The sequence below is a fragment of the Methylobacterium sp. AC315 genome (assembly GCF_979253755.1).
On sequence record NZ_CEEDEA010000003.1, the window covers coordinates 130,584 to 147,077 of the forward strand.

Consider the following 16,494-nt stretch of genomic DNA (forward strand, 5'->3'; position numbering starts at 1 on the left):
AAGGTGTCGAAATGATCATTGAGACGATAGGTGTCGTCGGGCTCGGCAATATGGGTCTCGGCATGGCGGCGACCTTGGCGCGCAAGGGCTTCGCGGTCATCGGCTACGACATCAGCGACGCCCGGCGCGCCGCCGTCGAGGCGGCCGGCGTCTCGTTCGTCCCGGACCTGACCGACGTCCTGCGTCGCGCGCACGCCCTGGTCTTCTCGCTGCCCCTGGCCCGCGATGTCGAGGCCGTGGTCACGGCGGAAGGCGGCCTGCTGTCCCGGACCGACCGGAAGGTCGTCGTCGTCGATACCTCCACCTCGGATCCCGGCACCACGCGGCGGCTGGCGGCGCGCCTCGCCGAGGCCGGCCATGCCCTGCTCGACGCGCCGGTGAGCGGAGGCCCCTCGGGGGCCGCCGAAGGCACGCTGACGATGATGGTCGGCGGCTCGGAGGCCGACTACGCCCTGGCCGAGCCGGTGCTCTCGGCGATGTCGGCCCGCGCCCCGCATGTCGGGCCGTCCGGCGCCGGCAACATCGTCAAGCTCGTGAACAACCTGCTGGTCGCCGCCCACCTCGTGACCACGGGCGAGGCGATGCGCCTGTCCGAGGCGGCCGGCCTGTCGGCCGAGGAGGCGATCAAGGTCGTCAACACCGCCACCGGGCGCAGCGCGATCAGCGAGGTGATGTTTCCCCGCTGGATCGTGTCGAACACCTTCGACAGCGGCTTTTCCGCGGGGCTGATGCGCAAGGACGTGCGCCTCGCCATGGCGCTGGCCGCCGAGAGCGGCGCCGACCTGCCGCTGTCCACCCATGTCGCGCAGATCTGGGCGACCACCCGCGACGCCATCCCGGACGCCGCGGACTTCACCCGCATGGCCGATTACCGCAACTCGAACGGAGCCAACTGATGTCGACCAGCGTGCACGGCGATGCGGCGCAGCGCATCCGGGACCTCCTGTCCGCCCTTTCCCTGGGCGACCGCATCGGCAGCCTGGTGTCCGGCGAGATCCTCATGGGAACGGGGGAAACCCTCGACCTCGTGAACCCGGCGGACGGCCGGGTGGTGGCGAGCTTTGCGGATGCCGGCGCGTCCGTCGTGGATGCCGCCATGGCGGCGGCCCGGCCCGCCCAGCGGACCTGGTGGGGCATGACGGCGGCGGCCCGCGGCCGGGCGATGTGGGCGGTGGCCGCCCTGATCCGGCACAACGCCGACGCGTTGGCCGAGCTGGAGACCCTGTCGGCCGGCAAGCCGATCCGCGACACGCGCGGCGAGGTCGGCAAGGTCGCGGAGATGTTCGAATATTACGCCGGCTGGTGCGACAAGCTGCACGGCGAGGTCATCCCGGTCCCGACCTCGCACCTGAACTACACCCGCGCCGAGCCGTTCGGCACCGTGGTGCAGATCACGCCGTGGAACGCCCCGATCTTCACCGCCGGCTGGCAGATCGCCCCGGCGCTGTGCGCCGGCAACGCGGTGGTGCTGAAGCCCTCCGAGCTGACGCCTCTGACCTCCCTGGCGCTCGGGATGCTGTGCGACCGGGCCGAGGGGATCCCGCGCGGCCTGGTCTCGGTGCTGGCGGGCGCGGGCCCGACCACCGGGGCGGCGGCCGTCGCCCATGCCGACACGCGGCTGGTGGTCTTCGTGGGCTCCGCCGAGGCCGGGGCGCAGATTGCGGCCGCGGCAGCGCGCAACATCGTGCCGAGCGTGCTCGAGCTCGGTGGCAAGTCGGGCAACATCGTGTTCGCCGATGCCGACCTCGACCGTGCCCTGGTGGGCGCGCAGGCGGCGATCTTCGGCGGCGCCGGGCAGAGCTGCGTGGCCGGCTCGCGCCTCCTCGTCCACCGGTCGGTGCACGCCGATTTCGTGGCGCGGCTGTCCTACGCCGCCGGCCGCATCCCGGTGGGCGCGCCCACCGACCCGACGACCCAGATCGGCCCGATCAACAACCGGCGGCAACGCGACAAGATCGCCGCGATGGTGGGCCAGGCCGTGGATGCCGGCGCCCGCATCGCCGCGGGCGGCGCCTGTCCGGCCAACCTGCGGGACACCGGCGGCTTCTACTTCGGTCCGACGGTGATCGACGGCGTGACGCCCGATGCGGCGATCGCCCGGGACGAGGTGTTCGGCCCGGTCCTGACCGTCCTGCCGTTCGAGACCGAGGACGAGGCGGTCGCGATCGCCAACGCCACGCCGTACGGCCTCGCCGGCGCGGTCTGGACGAACGATGTCGGCCGCGCTCACCGGGTCGCCGCCGCCGTCAGGGCCGGGACGTTCTGGGTCAACGGCTACAAGACGATCAACGTCGCCTCGCCCTTCGGCGGGTTCGGCCGCTCCGGCTTCGGCAGGTCCTCCGGGCGCGAGGCGCTGATGGCCTACACCCAGACCAAGAGCGTGTGGGTCGAGACCGCAGCCCAACCCGGCGTCGCCTTCGGCTACGTCGGCTGAGCCGGGTGGGCTGAACCAAACGGCGCCCGCCCGAACGGGCCGCCGCCACACGGACGCCCTCGACGCCCCGCGGGCCCACAACCAGGTCCGCGGGCCCCGACGCCGGCGCAAGAACAACAATCAGGACCCTAAGCGCCGCGACCCATCGCAGGGAGGACAACAGCCATGGCACAGGAAGCAATCCATCGAGGCCCGGTCCCAGTCGAGGCCAACCCGGCCGAAAGACCGAGCCGCGTCCGCCTGTTCCTGATCGCCCTGGTCATCGTCGTCATCGCCGAGGCCATCGGCAACATCAACATCCCCGTCGGGACCGGAAAGATCGTCCTGCTGCCCCTGCTGTGGGCCCTCCTGCTCGGCGGAGCCCTCGGTCTGGCGAGCCCCCGGCTCCCGGCCCTCCTGCGCCTGCGGTCCTCGACGCAGTCGGCCGCGGCCGCCTTCCTGCAGCCGGCCCTCCTCGTCTTCATCGCAAAGCTCGGCCTGCTGGTCGGCGGCTCGCTGCCGAGGATCTTCGCGTCGGGATGGTCGCTCGTGTTCCAGGAGTTCGGCCACTTCTTCGGCACCATGGTGTTCGGCCTTCCGGTCGCCCTTCTCCTCGGCATCAAGCGAGAGGCCATCGGCGCCACCTTCTCGGTCGGCCGGGAGCCGAGCCTGGCCATCATCGGCGAGCGCTACGGGATGGATTCCCCCGAGGGGCGCGGCGTGCTCGCGGAATACCTCACCGGGACAGTGTTCGGGGCCGTCTTCATCGCCGTCCTGGCCGGTCTCATCGCCAGCCTGAACATCTTCAATCCCCTCGCGCTCGCCATGGGGGCCGGCGTCGGATCCGGCAGCATGATGGCCGCCGCGTCGGGGGCCATCGCGGCGCAGCAGACCCCCGAGGTGGCCAAGGATGTCGCCACCTTCGCGGCAGCGAGCAACCTGATCACCACGACCATCGGAACCTACTTCACGCTCTTCCTGTCGCTGCCCTTCACGATCTGGGCCTACGGCAAGCTCGAACCGATCCTCGGACGCAACCGCCCCAACACGGTCCGGGAGCCCTCGGCCGTCGCCGTGACCCCGGCGCACGAGGAAACGACGATCGGGTTCGCCGAGATGCTGGTGGCGTGGCTGCTGATCGGCGCCTACGGGCTCATCGGCAACTATCTGACCTACGGCGTGATCCCCGACGCCGCCGTCGTGGGCGGGATGGCGATCATCATTGGCGTCGTGATCCTCGGCTGGGGTCTCTACGTGATCTCGGCGCGGAAGCTTCCCGCGGTGATCTGGGTCTCCCTGATCGGCATGGCGCTGACCTATCCGGCGATGCCGTACGCGGCCGAGATCGCCGCGATGACCGGCAAGATCAACTTTCTCGCCCTGGCCACTCCGATCCTGACATTCGCCGGCCTGTCCATAGCCAAGGACATCCCCGCCTTCCGGCAACTGGGCTGGCGCATCGTCGTGGTCTCGTTCATGGCGAATGCCGGCACATTCCTGGGCGCGACCCTGATCGCGCAGTTCTGGATGCATGTCCCGGTGACGTGAGACACCGATCGATCCGCGACCGTGCCGGGGTTTGTTGGTGGATCGACCGACCCGCAGGGATGGCCGGGATCGGACCTGTGACGGCCAGGGAGCGAACGGCATGAGCATAGACGCGGACATCCTCGGTCGCATGGTCGCCTGGCGGCGCGACCTGCACGCCCACCCGGAGCTCGCCTTTGCGGAGGTCCGAACCGGGGACCTCGTCGCGCGCGAGCTCGCCGCCTGCGGCTTCGAGGTCCATCGCGGCCTGGGCCGGACGGGCGTCGTCGGGACGCTGCGCCGGGGAGAGGGCCCGATCGTCGGCCTGCGCGCCGACATGGACGCGCTGCCCATCCACGAGGCGACCGGTCTGCCCCACGCCTCCAGGAACCCGGGGGTGATGCATGCCTGTGGGCATGATGGGCATGTCGCGATGCTGCTCGGCGCCGCCAGCCAGCTCGCCCGCGCCGAGAACCTGCGCGGTACGGTCCGGGTCATCTTCCAGCCGGCCGAGGAATGCGAGGGCGGCGGCCGGGCGATGGTCGAGGACGGCCTATTCCGGATGTTCCCCTGCGACACGGTCTGGGGCCTGCACAACTGGCCGGGATTGCCACTCGGAGCCTTCGCCACCTGCCCGGGCCCGATCATGGCCTCCCTCGACACGTTCGAGATACGCGTCAGGGGCTCGGGGACGCACGCCGCCATGCCGGAGCGGGGCATCGACACGCTGGTGATCGCCTCCGAGACGGTTCTGGCCCTGCAGACGATCGTCAGCCGCCGGATCGCCCCGCTCGATCCCGCGGTGGTGAGCATCACCCAGGTCCACGGCGGCGACGCCTGGAACGTGATCCCGGACCTCGCCACGATCCGGGGGACCGTCCGCTGCCTGTCCGAGAGCGTGCGCGGGACGGTGGCGGCTCTCATCACGGAGATCGCCACGGGCACCGCCCGCACGCATGGCGGCGCCGCCGAGGTCGATTACCACACCGGATATCCCTCGACGGTCAACGCACCGGACGCCGTCCCGCTCGCGCTCGCCGCGGCGGCCCGGGTCCCGGCGATACCGACCCGGCACGGAAATGTCGCGCCGTCGATGGCCTCGGAGGACTTCGCCTACATGCTGCAGGCCTGCCCCGGCGCCTACGTCTGGCTCGGCACCGACGGCGCCGAGCCCGGCCGGCCGCTTCACAATCCCGGCTACGACTTCAACGACGACGCCCTGCCGATCGGGGCCGCCTATTGGGTGGCCCTGGCGACCGGCATGCTCGAAGCGGCCCGTACGTAAGCTTGCCGACGCTTCGGGTATCGAGGCCCGAGCCTGCGAAGTTGCCGAACGGCTTCGCAGGCGGATGATGGATCTTGAGACGGAGAACCGGCATCTTTTGCCGGTAATCGCAGATCTGACGCTCGACACGCTGATCTTACAGGATGCGTCCCTGAGAGGCGTCTCGAGCCCCGGGCGCCAACGCGCCCGTGGCGAACACATCTCGCCTCCCCGTGGGGCTGATCAGTCGCGGCGAGCGGAACTGACGGGCTGATGTAAAGTAGAAAAAAGTGGAGCGGGCGGCGGGAATCGAACCCGCATATTCAGCTTGGGAAGCTGACGTTCTACCACTGAACTACGCCCGCGGACACGGCCGGTGCGGTGGAGTGGCGCCCACAAGGCCGGGGCCTCGTGGGTGCTCCGTGCACCCGTGTATGAATGCGATCTAGCAGCCCGCCGACAAGTCCGTCAAACGGGGTCTTTCGGTTTCTGCAGGAAAGCGTGTTCGCAAGCCGGACCTCGCCCAGTGGAGCGACCTGCGCCGGAGCCAGCGTCTCAGGCGATCCGGGACAGGTTCCCCGCGGCGGCGTGCGATTCGCGGGCGGCGTCATAGGCCCGGTTGCGCAGGGCCGTCTCGCTGGGCAGCTGTTCGACGACGTTGCCGGACCGCGAATCCACCACCTGGAACACGATCGAGCTCGTGTCCGGATCCTGGATGTAGCGCGCCTTGTCGCTGGTGGGGGTGATGTCGAGCTTGACCGCCGGTTCCAGCGGAGCGGTGGCGGCCTGGGCCGGCGTCGTGTCCTCGGTGGCGGCCGGAGCGGCCGATGCCGCGAGCGACTCGAGACCCTGCGGCCCCGGCGTCGTCGCATTGAGCGGACGGATATCCATGGCTGATCTCCTGCGATCCTGTGATCGAGGGATTCAGCGGTTCTGCCGCCTAAGCGTCCGTTAACGGCCCCCCCCGGCGCAGGGGATGGTTGCGCGGCAGCCGGAGTCGCGATGAAGATCGCGTTACCGGAACGGCATCATTTTGCGATTCGTCTGGTCCTTGATGCCGCGCACCGCGCGGGTGGGGCGATCCGTGTCGCTATTGCGCCACGGGGAACGGCACGCGTCCGGAGGTATCCATGCGCTGGACCCGAATAGCGGTGGCGCTCCCGATTGCGGCGTTTGCCGAGGCACCACCGGTCAGCGGACAGGCGCGATCAGGATTATCACCCCGGGGGCGTTCATCCGGCAGCATCGCTGCGAGGTCGTGGCGCGCCTTGACGCGATCCATCGGCGCGGGCCCGTCGAAACGTCGCGTGATCGCTTCATCGTGGTGGCGCTGCGCGATCGGCCGATGCACTATGTCCAGTGCATCTTCCAGCCCTTCGATACCGTGATGTTGTGCGAAGCCTCGTCTGGCGCCTACGGGAAAACGGGTTTTCGGCTCCAGGCGCAATCCCAGGCCGCCCTCCGGGCCCTTCAGTATGCCCAAGCCGACGGAGAAGCGAATTTCTCGCGCACCGTCAGCCTCGGAGATCCTCCCGATGTCGGCATCGCCGCCGACCTGATGCTCGCGGCGCTCTACGATGCCTACGGGGCCGAGCCGGACTCGGCGATCGAGATCACGGCACCGCGCGGCGGCGGCGGCGGGTGCGGCACGCCCACGTCTTGAGCGGACGGGGCGTGCCGGCTCCTCATTCGGCGGCGTCGATGTAGAGCTTGCCGCCTTCGGCCAGGAACTCCTGGGACTTGGCCCGCATGCCGGCCTCGGCCTCGGCCTTCGACATAGCGGGCGACGCGCCCACGACCTCGCCCGCTTCCTCCATCGCCAGCACCTCGGCGCGCAGGTCCTGGGTGATCTTCATCGAGCAGAACTTCGGCCCGCACATCGAGCAGAAATGCGCGACCTTGTGGGCGTCCTTGGGCAGGGTCTCGTCGTGGTAGCGACGGGCCGTATCCGGATCGAGGCCCAGGTTGAACTGGTCTTCCCAGCGGAAGTCGAACCGGGCGCGGCTCAGCGCGTCGTCGCGCAGCTGGGCGGCCGGGTGGCCCTTGGCGAGGTCGGCGGCGTGGGCGGCGATCTTGTAGGTGATCACCCCGGTCTTCACGTCGTCGCGGTCCGGCAGCCCGAGGTGCTCCTTCGGGGTGACGTAGCAGAGCATCGCGGTGCCGAACCAGCCGATCATGGCGGCGCCAATGCCCGAGGTGATGTGGTCGTAGCCGGGGGCGATGTCGGTGGTCAGCGGGCCGAGGGTGTAGAACGGCGCCTCGCCGCACTCCCGCAACTGCTTCTCCATGTTGACCTTGATCTTGTGCATCGGCACGTGGCCGGGGCCCTCGATCATCACCTGGCAACCCTTGTCCCAGGCGATCTTGGTCAGTTCGCCCAGCGTCTCCAGCTCGCCGAACTGCGCGGCGTCGTTGGCGTCGGCGATCGAGCCCGGACGCAGGCCGTCGCCGAGCGAGAACGACACGTCGTAGGCACGCATGATGTCGCAGATCTCGTCGAAATGCTCGTACAGGAACGATTCCCGGTGCCCGGCCAGGCACCAGCGCGCCATGATCGAGCCGCCCCGCGAGACGATGCCGGTGACCCGACGGGCGGTGAGCGGCACGTGCGCCAGCCGCACGCCGGCATGGATGGTGAAGTAGTCGATGCCCTGCTCGGCCTGCTCAATCAGCGTGTCCTTGAAGACTTCCCAATCGAGCTTGAGCGGGTCGCCACCGACCTTCTCGAGCGCCTGGTAGATCGGCACGGTCCCGATCGGCACCGGGCTGTTCCGGATGATCCACGAGCGGATGTTGTGGATGTTGCGGCCGGTGGACAGGTCCATGACCGTGTCGGCGCCCCAGCGGATCGACCAGACCAGCTTCTCGACCTCTTCCGCGGCCGACGACGTCACGGCCGAATTGCCGATGTTGGCGTTGATCTTGACCAGGAAGTTCCGGCCGATCGCCATCGGCTCCAGCTCGGTGTGGTTGATGTTGGCCGGGATGATCGCGCGGCCGCGGGCGATTTCGTCGCGCACGAATTCTGGGGTGATGAACGGCGGCACCGACGCACCGAAGCTCTCGCCGTCTGCCAGCGTGGCTTCGGCGCCCGCCAGCATCGCGTCGCGACAGGCGTTCTCGCGGTGGGCGACGTAGATCATCTCCTCGGTGATGATCCCGGCTCGGGCGAACTCGTACTGCGTCACCATCTGCCCGGGGGCCGCCATGCGGATCGTCCGGGTAGCGGGGCAGGGCGCCACGAGCTTGTCGCCCGCGAAGCCGTTATCCTCCGGCTTGACCGCACGGGGCTCAACCGCGGTGTAGCGGCGCGCCGCGATCCAGGGCTCGCGCACGCCGGGCAGGCCGGCGGTGAGGTCTATGCGGGCGTCGGTCTCGGTGTAGGGGCCCGACGGATCGTAGACCCGCACCGGCTCCTCTTTCGGATCGGACAGGGCAATCTCGCGATAGGGCACCCGGATGTCCGGCCGGCCGACCGGATTCGCGTAGACCTTGCGCGACCCGGTGACCGGACCCGTGGTCACGGTCTCGGGGCTGCCTTTCACGTCCTTGGGGAGAACGGGTGCGTTCATCGTGGGCCTCTCCTCGTGTTGGAGCGCTCCGGACCACGCGATGGCTGAGATGAGATCCGGCCGCACGCACGCGAGCAGCCGCAGGTTCCCGTCCCTCCGCCGGTATGAGCCGGATCAGGTTCAAGGGTCAGGGCAGCATGCCCAATCTCAGCCCCCTTCAGGGCCCCCCTCGGAACGGTTCAAGACTCGGCCCCGGGGATGGGTTTGTCAATGCTGCGGCGAGCCGAGCGGATAACAGGCTGGTGTTGTCCGGCGGGAGAAGCTCCGGTCGCCCAAAGACAAGAGCCCTGTGTAGGGGCAGGGCCGCCCAACCACTCATCAAAGCCGTCCTGGGCCAAACAAACTTGGCTACGATGCCCATCTTTGAACCTTCAAGAAACGATGCGCATCCTGCTCCTGCTGCTGGCCGCCCTGGCGGTGCTCTACCTGGCTTGGCTCGTCGCCCTGGTGCTGTTCCAGCGGCGGCTGATCTACCCGGGCGCGGCCTGGAACGGGCAACCCGTGCGCATCCAGGCGGCACCGCCCGGGACCGAGCCGGTCACGGTGGCGACAGTGGACGGCGAGCGGCTGTTCGCCCTGTGGCGGCCGCCGCATTCCGGCTGCGGCATCGTCATCAGCTTTCACGGCAACGGCTCCCAACCCGAGCCGCACGCGGCCCGCTTCGCCGCGGATCCGTGGCGCGCGGCCGGCTGGGGTGTGCTGGCGCCGGCCTATCGCGGCTATCCTGGCTCGACCGGCACGCCGAGCGAGGACGGCCTGATCCGGGACGGGCTGGCGGCGGTCGCGGCCGCTGAGGCACGGTCTCCGGGGGCGCCGATCCTGCTGCATGGCCATTCCCTGGGTGCCGCGGTGGCGGTCGCGATCGCCGGGCAAGTCGAGGCGATCGGGCTCTACCTTGAAGCACCGTTCGACTCGCTGACCCATGCCGTGCGGCTGCATGTCCCGCTGGCACCATCCTGGCTCCTGCGCGACACCTATCGCTCGGACCGGCGCATCCAAGGCACGTCCGCGCCGGTCCTGATCGTCCAGGGCACCGACGACCCGGTGGTGCCGGCCGAGCTCGCCCGGGCGCTCGCTACGGCGGCGGGGCCCCGAGCGCGGTTCGAGCTGGTGCCGGGCGACCACATGTCGATCTTCGGGTCCCGGGATCGCGAGGCCGAGGCGTGGTTCCGCGGACGTGTGGGGCCGGCCTGCAGGACGCCGGATCAGGCTGTGCCCTGAAAGGACGGGAGGAGACATCGTTTGGTCGGACGCCGCTCCCGGCGCTGGAACGCCGACGATCCGGAGATGCCCGGCGCGGTTGCCCGGATGGATCCGGTCTGCCCGCTCTGCGGCCGGCCTATCCCGCCCCGCGCCCGATCCAGCCTGCACCACCTCACCCCGAAGCTGAAGGGCGGCACCCACCAGGGCACTGTGCGGCTGCACCAGATCTGCCACTCGGCGATCCATGCCCGCTACAGCGAGGCCGAGATCGCCCGTCGGCTCGCCGACGTGGACGCGCTGCGGGACGATCCCGAGATCGCGCGCTTCGTGGTCTGGATCCGCGGCAAGCCCGACGACTTCCACGCCGCCACGCGCATGACCCGCGACCGCCGCGCGGGCAAGCGTCGGGATTGAGGTAGCCGTTTACCCGGCGCTCAGGACATCTGCAGGTTCCGGTCCCGGGCCGGCAACCCCGTCAACCTTGTCGATCCACACTGGCCCCGGTCTGGGAGCTGAACGATGGGCGGGGCAGGGGACGCGGACGGCCGGCTGGCCTGGGTCGATATCGCCAAGGGGATCTGCATCCTCCTGGTGGTGATGATGCATTCCGTCATCGGCACCGGTGCGGCCCTGGGCGGCGAGGGATTCCTGCACCCGGTGGTGGCCTTCGCCAAACCGTTTCGGATCCCGGATTTCTTCCTGCTGTCCGGCCTGTTCCTGGGGCGGGTGATCGACCGGGACTGGCGCCTGTTCGCCGACCGCCGGGTCCTGCACTTCGCCTACTTCTACGGGCTCTGGCTGGTGATTCAGTCGGCGGCGCGCTACGGCGGTATCGTCGGCGATGCCGGGCCGGGCGCCTTCGCCGCCCATCTCGCCCACGCGCTGGTCGAGCCGTATTCCAGCCTGTGGTTCGTCTACCTGCTGGCGGTCTTCTCCGTGGTGACCAAGGTCTTGCGCCGGTGCCCGGGGGCGCTGCTGCTGGCCGGCGCGGCCCTGCTGCAGGTCGCCGACATCCGCAGCGATGCGACCCTCGTCGAGGAGTTCTGCGGCCGCTACGTCTACTTCGTGGCGGGCTACCTGTTCGCCGGCCGGATCTTCGCCTTGGCCGACGCGGCCCGCCGGCATGTCGGCCCCGCGCTGTGCGGCCTCGCCGCCTGGGCCGTCTTGGAAGGATGGATGGCGCTGACGCCCGCCGGCCATCCGGCCTACCCGACCCTCGCCAGCTTGCCGATCGCGAGCCTCGCCCTCGGGGCGGCCGGCGCCCTGGCGATCGTAGTCGTGGCCGCGCTGATCGAGCGGTCGGGGACCGCCGTCGCCGAAGCCCTCCGGACCTGCGGCCAGCGCTCGATCGTGATCTATCTTGCCTTCTCGCTGCCGATGGCCGCGACCCGCGAGATCCTGGTCCGCACCGGGCTCGTGAACGATATCGGGCTTGCGAGCCTGATCGTCATGGCGGCGGCGCTGCTGGTGCCGCTGGCCCTGGAGCGGCTGGTGCGCCACACGCCGCTCGCCCTGCTGTTCGTGCGTCCGGCCTGGTTCCGGCTGGCGGGAGCGCCGCGCCCGCGTCCGTCCCTCGCGGCCACCTGAGGCCGGCAGCTCAGCTCTCGAACGCGATGCCGATCCGGCGGCTGCGCCGCCACGCCACGGCGGCCTGCCGCGGGTCGGCCCCGTCCGTCAGACGGAGCGGGAAGCGGTCCGGCACGGCTTGATCCTCCTCGACCTCGATCTGAGCGCCGGTCTCGGTGGCGTCCCAGACGAGGCAGCCGACCTCGCCGCATGCGAGCAGCAGCGTGCCGAACGTGAAGGCGTTCTTGCGGAATGCCCCGCGGCGATCCTCCGTCATCGCACCCTCTCTCCGGTCCCGGTCCGCGACACCCAGGCGCGCGGACTGAACAATACGGCGAGACGGTTAACGGGCTGGATGGCGGGCGGAGACTGGTATCCCAGGCCGAAACTCAATACGTGTTTGGGTCATCCAGGAGATGCGCCGCCGCTGCAGGCTCGCCAGCTTCGCGGCGTTCAGGATGCCCCCAGGGCTACGGCAATCCTGCAACGCATGGCGTCGATCCCGGCTTCGCCGCTGATCGCGACCTCGATATCGTGGGGCGATGGCTTCCGGCTGGCGCCCGGCATCGGTAAGGCGAACCGCAGCGACGGTCCGCCCTTCGACGCCTTCGCAGGTCGGGGCCGAATTTTCATGACAGGGATCGGGCGCGTGCCGGGTTGTTCACCGGGCGATGGTGCACCGGGAGGACTCAATGCGGGATGCGTCGGCGCAGGAGCTCATGATCCTCAGCGCGTTGCAGGAATGCCGGATCCAGCTGGAGACCGCGCGCCGGGACGAGGCGAGCCGGGCCGCCGTCCGGCTCGAACTCGATGCCGCCCTGCAGCGCGAGGAGGCGCTGAAGAACGAGATCGTGCAGGAGCGGGAGCGCACCGAGGCCGTGCGGGTCGTCTTGCTGGCGCTCACGGCCAGCATCGGCCGGTTCGGCCTGCGCCGGAAGCTGTTCACGGCGCGTATCGCCCGGCTCGGCCGCGAGACGCCGGATTCCGGCCCGCAATCGGTTCGGCACCCCGTGCTGCTCGCCGAGGCACGGCGGGTGCTGGGGCAGGATCCGACCGCCTCGGGTTAAGGCGCCGGGATGCTAGCGGCCGGGGCCGGGGTGCTGAACGGAACGCTAACGACCCCTTAAACCGCCGCATTTAGCGTGCCGTAACCGGGCTACGCCGCAACGCACGCGCGCGCTGGTTTCGGATCGTTCGAAGACGGGATGCATGGCCAAGGGTCGGGGCAGGATGGAGCCGAATTTCGACGTGCCGGAAGGGCGCGTCCGGGATCGCGGCGAACTCGACCTGCGCCTGTCCCGGGACGACCGGGCCGCGACAGGGGAACGCGTGGGTAAGCGAGCGGACGAGATGGCGCGGGCTCCGGCTAAGACGGCGCCACGCCGGACCCAGAAGAAGTCCGGCCGGCGCCGGCGCTCGTGGCTTGGCCGGATCGCCTACGGCACCGTGGTGCTCGGCCTGTGGGCGGTGATCGGCGTCGCCGGCCTCATCGCCTACCATGCCTCGCAGCTGCCGCCGATCGACCAGCTCGCGGTGCCCAAGCGCCCGCCCAACATCGCCATCCTGGCGAGCGACGGCTCGCTGCTGGCCAACCGGGGTGAGACCGGCGGCCGGGTGGTCTCGATCAAGGAGCTGCCGCCCTACCTGCCCCGCGCCTTCGTGGCGATCGAGGACCGGCGGTTCTACCAGCATTTCGGCGTCGACCCGGTGGGCATCCTCCGGGCGATTGGCCAGAACCTGACACGCCGCGGCGTCGCGCAGGGCGGCTCGACCCTGACCCAGCAGCTCGCCAAGAACCTGTTCCTGACCCCCGAGCGCTCGGCCTCGCGCAAGATCCAGGAGGCGATCCTCGCCCTGTGGCTGGAGCACAAGTACAGCAAGGACGAGATCCTCGAACTGTACCTGAACCGGGTCTATTTCGGCGCCGGCGCCTACGGCGTCGAGGCCGCGGCGCAGCGCTACTTCGGCAAGCCCGCCAAGGAGGTGTCGCTGGCCCAGGCCGCGATGCTCGGCGGCCTCGTGCAGGCGCCCTCGCGGCTCGCCCCGAACCGCAACCTGCCCGCCGCCCAGGCCCGCGCCGCGCAGGTGCTGGCTGCCATGCAGGAACTCGGCTTCGTCCCGGCGCAGGACGCCAAGGTGGCGCTCGCCCAGCCGGCCCGGCCCGCCAACGCGCGCGGCGGCGGCTCGGCCAACTACGTGGCCGACCTCGTGATGGACGTGCTCGACGATTACGTCGGCAAGTTCGACACCGACATCACGGTCCAGACCACCGTCGACACCGGCCTGCAGGCGCTCGCCGAGAAGGCGCTCACCGACGAGCTGAACGCCAAGGGCACGCGCTTCAACGTCGGACAGGGCGCCCTGGTCTCGATGCGGCCGGACGGGGCGATCCGCGCGCTGATCGGCGGGCGCGACTACGCCCAGAGCCAGTTCAATCGCGCGACCACTGCCAAGCGGCAGCCCGGCTCTTCGTTCAAGCCGTTCGTCTACCTCGCCGCCGTGGAGCACGGGGCGACCCCCGACACGGTGAAGGAGGACGCGCCGATCCGGATCGGCACCTGGGCGCCGGAGAACTACTCGCACCGCTACGAAGGCCCGGTGACGCTGCGCATGGCGCTGGCGCACTCGCTCAATACGGTGGCGGTGCGGCTCGGCCAGGAAGTCGGCCCGAAGACGGTGGTGCAGACCGCCCAGCGCCTCGGCATCACCTCGCCGCTCCAGGCCAACGGCTCGATCGCGCTCGGGACCTCCGAGGTGACCCTGCTGGAGATGGTCGGCGCCTACGGGGCCTTCGCCAACGGCGGCACCGGGGTGATCCCGTACGTGGTCACCTCCGTGAAGAGTGCCGCCGGCAAGATGCTGTACAAGCGTTCCGACAACGGTCTCGGCCGGGTCATCGACGCCAACGCCGACGGCATGATGAACGCGATGATGCACGAGACCTTCGTGTCCGGCACCGCCAAGAAGGCCGACATCCCGGGCTGGGAGCTGGCCGGCAAGACCGGCACGACCCAGGATTTCCGCGATGCCTGGTTCATCGGTTACTCGGGTACCCTCGTCACCGGGATCTGGCTCGGCAACGACGACGGCGAGCTGACCAAGAAGGTCACCGGCGGCAACCTGCCGGCGGAGATCTGGAAGACCTACATGACCCAGGCGCTGAAGGGCCAGAACCCGGTTCCGCTGCCGGGCCTGAACCGCTGGCGCAAGCCGCCGCCCGAGACCACGGCTTCCGTGGCGAGCGCGGCGCCGAGTTCCCCGGCCGACCTCCTAAGCCAGATCTTCGGCGATCCGGCCGCGCCCGCGCCCCGCCAGCAGGCCCCGGCACGCCGGGCGGTCCCGAAGGACGACCGCAACTTCGTCGAGAAGCTGTTCGGGATCGGCGAGTAAGCCGGCCCGGCTCAGCGCCGGATCAGGACCACGCCGCCGATCAGCAGCGCGACGCCGAGCGCCCGCGGCAGGTCGACCGGGCGCTGGGCGAGGCCGAGCCAGCCGTAATGGTCGAACAGGACTGAGGCCAGCATCTGGCCGGTGACCAGGAGCGCCAGAAAAGTTCCGGCCCCGAGCTGCGGGACCAGGACGATGCCGAGGCCGATGAAGATCGCCCCGAACATCCCGCCGCTCCACGCCCACCAGGGGATCCGCGCGAGCACCCCGGCGGACGGCATCGGGTCCCGGGCGACCAGCGCGAACACGACCATGCAGCCCACCCCGACCGTGAAGCTCACGACCCCCGACAGGGCAGCCGAGTTGAGGGCGGTGCGCAGATTCGCGTTCAGCGCCTGCTGGATGACGATGCTGACGCCCGCCGTGAGGGCGAGCGCCGAGGGCAGGAGCGATTTCAGCATGACGGTCGGGGGCTTTCGGGCGGCGCGCGTGACGGCCGCGGTACAGCGATTCCCCGCCTCCCGCCATTCGCGTCGACGGTATCCGGCTGCCCCCGTCGCTCACAACATCGGCAGCATCCGGGGCCGGGGCCCGCGGGGGAAATGCGCGTCGATCATGGCGATCTCGGCCGGGCCGAGATGCAGTTCCGCGGCGCCCGCGTTCTCGATCGCCCGCGCCGGCCGGCCGGTCTTGGGGATCGTGAAGGTCGCGGGCAGGCGGGTCAGGAAGGCCAGGGCCACCGCGTAGGGCGTCGTGCCGTGGGTGCTGGCGATGCCGTCGAGCACGCGGCCGCCGGCGCTGGAAGGGTCGGGGAACTCGCCGCTCCCGAACGGCGAGTAGCCGACCATCGCGACGCCGTGCCTCTCGCACCACGGCAGCACCGCGTGCTCGATCGCCCGCTCGTTGAGGTGGTACAGCACCTGGTTGCAGGCGATCCGGTCCGGCCCGGCGATGGCCAGGACCCGGTCGAGGTCGTCGACGTCGAAGTTGCTCAAGCCCCAGGACAGGATCTTGCCGGCCCGGCGCAGGTCCTCGAACCCCGCGATCGTCTCGGCCAGGGGATGCTGGCCGGGCCAGTGCAGCAGGTAGCTGTCGAGCCGGTCGGTCTTCAACCGCCGCAGGGAGGCCTCGCAGGCCCGCACGACGCCGCGGCGCGTGGCGTTGCCCGGGACCACCTTCGAGACGAGGAACACCTCCTCGCGGCAATCCGCGGTCGCCTCGGCCACGATCGCCTCGGCGTCGCCGTACATCTCGGCGGTATCGATATGCGTCATCCCGGCATCGATGCCGGCCCGCAGGGCGCGAACGGCGTCTGCCCTGTCCGAGCCGTCGATATGCCACGTGCCCTGGCCGATGACCGGCACCGAGACGCGCGTCGCCCCGAAGCTTCTGGCGTACATGGCAGCGCTCCCTTCCGGCCGCGCGGGGTCTCGTTCTGATCGTCCGCCCGACCCGATCGAGCCGATACGCGGACCCCGCTGCGCCTTACTCGCGCCATCTTGGGGGGATGAGCAATGGGCCGTCGCCGCTCCGGTGTTGAACTTTAGGCCAGTGTCTCACAC

At 70.1% G+C, this 16,494-nt stretch carries 15 protein-coding genes, 1 tRNA gene and 1 riboswitch; of the genes, 10 read left to right on the top strand and 6 right to left on the bottom strand.

Going from position 1 to position 16,494, the window contains the following annotated elements; genetic code table 11:
- Positions 1–11: 11 nt before the first annotated feature.
- From AC0IY0_RS05815 to AC0IY0_RS05830, 4 genes are all read left to right on the top strand, one after another.
- Positions 12–896 (top strand): NAD(P)-dependent oxidoreductase, encoded by an 885-nt coding sequence (locus AC0IY0_RS05815; RefSeq protein WP_471763293.1) that lies wholly within the window; start codon positions 12–14, stop codon positions 894–896.
- Positions 896–2,434, top strand: a complete 1,539-nt coding sequence (locus AC0IY0_RS05820; protein WP_471763294.1) for an aldehyde dehydrogenase family protein — start codon at positions 896–898, stop codon at positions 2,432–2,434. The genes AC0IY0_RS05815 and AC0IY0_RS05820 overlap by 1 nt, the downstream gene beginning before the upstream one ends.
- A 165-nt stretch (positions 2,435–2,599) precedes the next feature.
- Positions 2,600–3,961, top strand: coding sequence for a DUF3100 domain-containing protein (locus tag AC0IY0_RS05825; protein ID WP_471763295.1), 1,362 nt, complete (start codon positions 2,600–2,602; stop codon positions 3,959–3,961).
- Between the two features lie 100 nt (positions 3,962–4,061).
- Complete coding sequence (locus AC0IY0_RS05830) at positions 4,062–5,225, top strand: M20 aminoacylase family protein (protein ID WP_471763296.1); 1,164 nt, start codon at positions 4,062–4,064, stop codon at positions 5,223–5,225.
- Between the two features lie 270 nt (positions 5,226–5,495).
- Here AC0IY0_RS05830 and AC0IY0_RS05835 read toward each other — a convergent pair.
- A tRNA-Gly gene (locus tag AC0IY0_RS05835) sits at positions 5,496–5,569 on the bottom strand.
- 190 nt (positions 5,570–5,759) lie between these two features.
- Positions 5,760–6,095 (bottom strand): hypothetical protein, encoded by a 336-nt coding sequence (locus AC0IY0_RS05840; RefSeq protein ID WP_471763297.1) that lies wholly within the window; start codon positions 6,093–6,095, stop codon positions 5,760–5,762.
- A gap of 163 nt (positions 6,096–6,258) precedes the next feature.
- Here AC0IY0_RS05840 and AC0IY0_RS05845 point away from each other — a divergent pair, with 163 nt between their 5' ends.
- Positions 6,259–6,867, top strand: coding sequence for a TY-Chap domain-containing protein (locus AC0IY0_RS05845; RefSeq protein WP_471763298.1), 609 nt, complete (start codon positions 6,259–6,261; stop codon positions 6,865–6,867).
- 22 nt (positions 6,868–6,889) lie between these two features.
- Here the strand turns inward: AC0IY0_RS05845 and thiC are convergent, their stop codons facing one another.
- On the bottom strand, positions 6,890–8,776 hold the full coding sequence (gene thiC / locus AC0IY0_RS05850; protein ID WP_147905908.1) for a phosphomethylpyrimidine synthase ThiC: 1,887 nt from the start codon (positions 8,774–8,776) through the stop codon (positions 6,890–6,892).
- 74 nt (positions 8,777–8,850) lie between these two features.
- A riboswitch (TPP riboswitch) is annotated at positions 8,851–8,956 on the bottom strand.
- A gap of 201 nt (positions 8,957–9,157) precedes the next feature.
- Here thiC and AC0IY0_RS05855 point away from each other — a divergent pair.
- From AC0IY0_RS05855 to AC0IY0_RS05865, 3 genes are all read left to right on the top strand, one after another.
- Complete coding sequence (locus tag AC0IY0_RS05855; protein ID WP_471763299.1) at positions 9,158–9,997, top strand: alpha/beta hydrolase; 840 nt, start codon at positions 9,158–9,160, stop codon at positions 9,995–9,997.
- A 21-nt stretch (positions 9,998–10,018) separates the two neighbouring features.
- Positions 10,019–10,393, top strand: coding sequence for an HNH endonuclease family protein (locus AC0IY0_RS05860; protein WP_147905906.1), 375 nt, complete (start codon positions 10,019–10,021; stop codon positions 10,391–10,393).
- Between the two features lie 105 nt (positions 10,394–10,498).
- The gene (locus AC0IY0_RS05865) at positions 10,499–11,566 is read left to right on the top strand and encodes an acyltransferase family protein (RefSeq protein ID WP_471763300.1); all 1,068 of its coding nucleotides are present in this window, start codon (positions 10,499–10,501) and stop codon (positions 11,564–11,566) included.
- A gap of 10 nt (positions 11,567–11,576) precedes the next feature.
- On the opposite strand, the gene AC0IY0_RS05870 is transcribed toward AC0IY0_RS05865, so the two are convergent.
- Positions 11,577–11,822 (bottom strand): pilus assembly protein PilZ, encoded by a 246-nt coding sequence (locus AC0IY0_RS05870; protein WP_147938696.1) that lies wholly within the window; start codon positions 11,820–11,822, stop codon positions 11,577–11,579.
- A gap of 415 nt (positions 11,823–12,237) precedes the next feature.
- On the opposite strand from AC0IY0_RS05870, the gene AC0IY0_RS05875 reads away from it, so the two are divergent.
- The gene (locus tag AC0IY0_RS05875) at positions 12,238–12,612 is read left to right on the top strand and encodes an ATP-dependent helicase (protein WP_471763301.1); all 375 of its coding nucleotides are present in this window, start codon (positions 12,238–12,240) and stop codon (positions 12,610–12,612) included.
- Positions 12,613–12,754: 142 nt separating this feature from the next.
- A complete protein-coding gene (locus AC0IY0_RS05880) occupies positions 12,755–14,935 on the top strand; it encodes a transglycosylase domain-containing protein (protein WP_471763302.1) in 2,181 nt (726 codons plus the stop codon).
- A gap of 11 nt (positions 14,936–14,946) precedes the next feature.
- On the opposite strand, the gene AC0IY0_RS05885 is transcribed toward AC0IY0_RS05880, so the two are convergent.
- Both AC0IY0_RS05885 and AC0IY0_RS05890 read right to left on the bottom strand, forming a co-directional pair.
- Positions 14,947–15,393: a DMT family transporter gene (locus AC0IY0_RS05885; protein WP_147938694.1), complete on the bottom strand. Its 447-nt coding sequence runs from the start codon at positions 15,391–15,393 to the stop codon at positions 14,947–14,949.
- 99 nt (positions 15,394–15,492) lie between these two features.
- Positions 15,493–16,332: an aldo/keto reductase gene (locus AC0IY0_RS05890; protein ID WP_471763303.1), complete on the bottom strand. Its 840-nt coding sequence runs from the start codon at positions 16,330–16,332 to the stop codon at positions 15,493–15,495.
- Positions 16,333–16,494 lie beyond the last annotated feature (162 nt).

Excerpts from the sequence above, each read along its gene's own strand:
- AC0IY0_RS05815 (WP_471763293.1), top strand. The coding sequence starts at position 12 with ATGATCATTGAGACGATAGGTGTCGTCGGGCTCGGCAATATGGGTCTC.
- AC0IY0_RS05840 (WP_471763297.1), bottom strand. The coding sequence starts at position 6,095 with ATGGATATCCGTCCGCTCAATGCGACGACGCCGGGGCCGCAGGGTCTC.
- AC0IY0_RS05855 (WP_471763299.1), top strand. The coding sequence starts at position 9,158 with ATGCGCATCCTGCTCCTGCTGCTGGCCGCCCTGGCGGTGCTCTACCTG.
- thiC (WP_147905908.1), bottom strand. The coding sequence starts at position 8,776 with ATGAACGCACCCGTTCTCCCCAAGGACGTGAAAGGCAGCCCCGAGACC.
- AC0IY0_RS05875 (WP_471763301.1), top strand. The coding sequence starts at position 12,238 with ATGCGGGATGCGTCGGCGCAGGAGCTCATGATCCTCAGCGCGTTGCAG.
- AC0IY0_RS05865 (WP_471763300.1), top strand. The coding sequence starts at position 10,499 with ATGGGCGGGGCAGGGGACGCGGACGGCCGGCTGGCCTGGGTCGATATC.
- AC0IY0_RS05885 (WP_147938694.1), bottom strand. The coding sequence starts at position 15,393 with ATGCTGAAATCGCTCCTGCCCTCGGCGCTCGCCCTCACGGCGGGCGTC.
- AC0IY0_RS05880 (WP_471763302.1), top strand. The coding sequence starts at position 12,755 with ATGGCCAAGGGTCGGGGCAGGATGGAGCCGAATTTCGACGTGCCGGAA.
- AC0IY0_RS05830 (WP_471763296.1), top strand. The coding sequence starts at position 4,062 with ATGAGCATAGACGCGGACATCCTCGGTCGCATGGTCGCCTGGCGGCGC.
- AC0IY0_RS05890 (WP_471763303.1), bottom strand. The coding sequence starts at position 16,332 with ATGTACGCCAGAAGCTTCGGGGCGACGCGCGTCTCGGTGCCGGTCATC.
- AC0IY0_RS05825 (WP_471763295.1), top strand. The coding sequence starts at position 2,600 with ATGGCACAGGAAGCAATCCATCGAGGCCCGGTCCCAGTCGAGGCCAAC.
- AC0IY0_RS05820 (WP_471763294.1), top strand. The coding sequence starts at position 896 with ATGTCGACCAGCGTGCACGGCGATGCGGCGCAGCGCATCCGGGACCTC.
- AC0IY0_RS05845 (WP_471763298.1), top strand. The coding sequence starts at position 6,259 with ATGCCGCGCACCGCGCGGGTGGGGCGATCCGTGTCGCTATTGCGCCAC.
- AC0IY0_RS05870 (WP_147938696.1), bottom strand. The coding sequence starts at position 11,822 with ATGACGGAGGATCGCCGCGGGGCATTCCGCAAGAACGCCTTCACGTTC.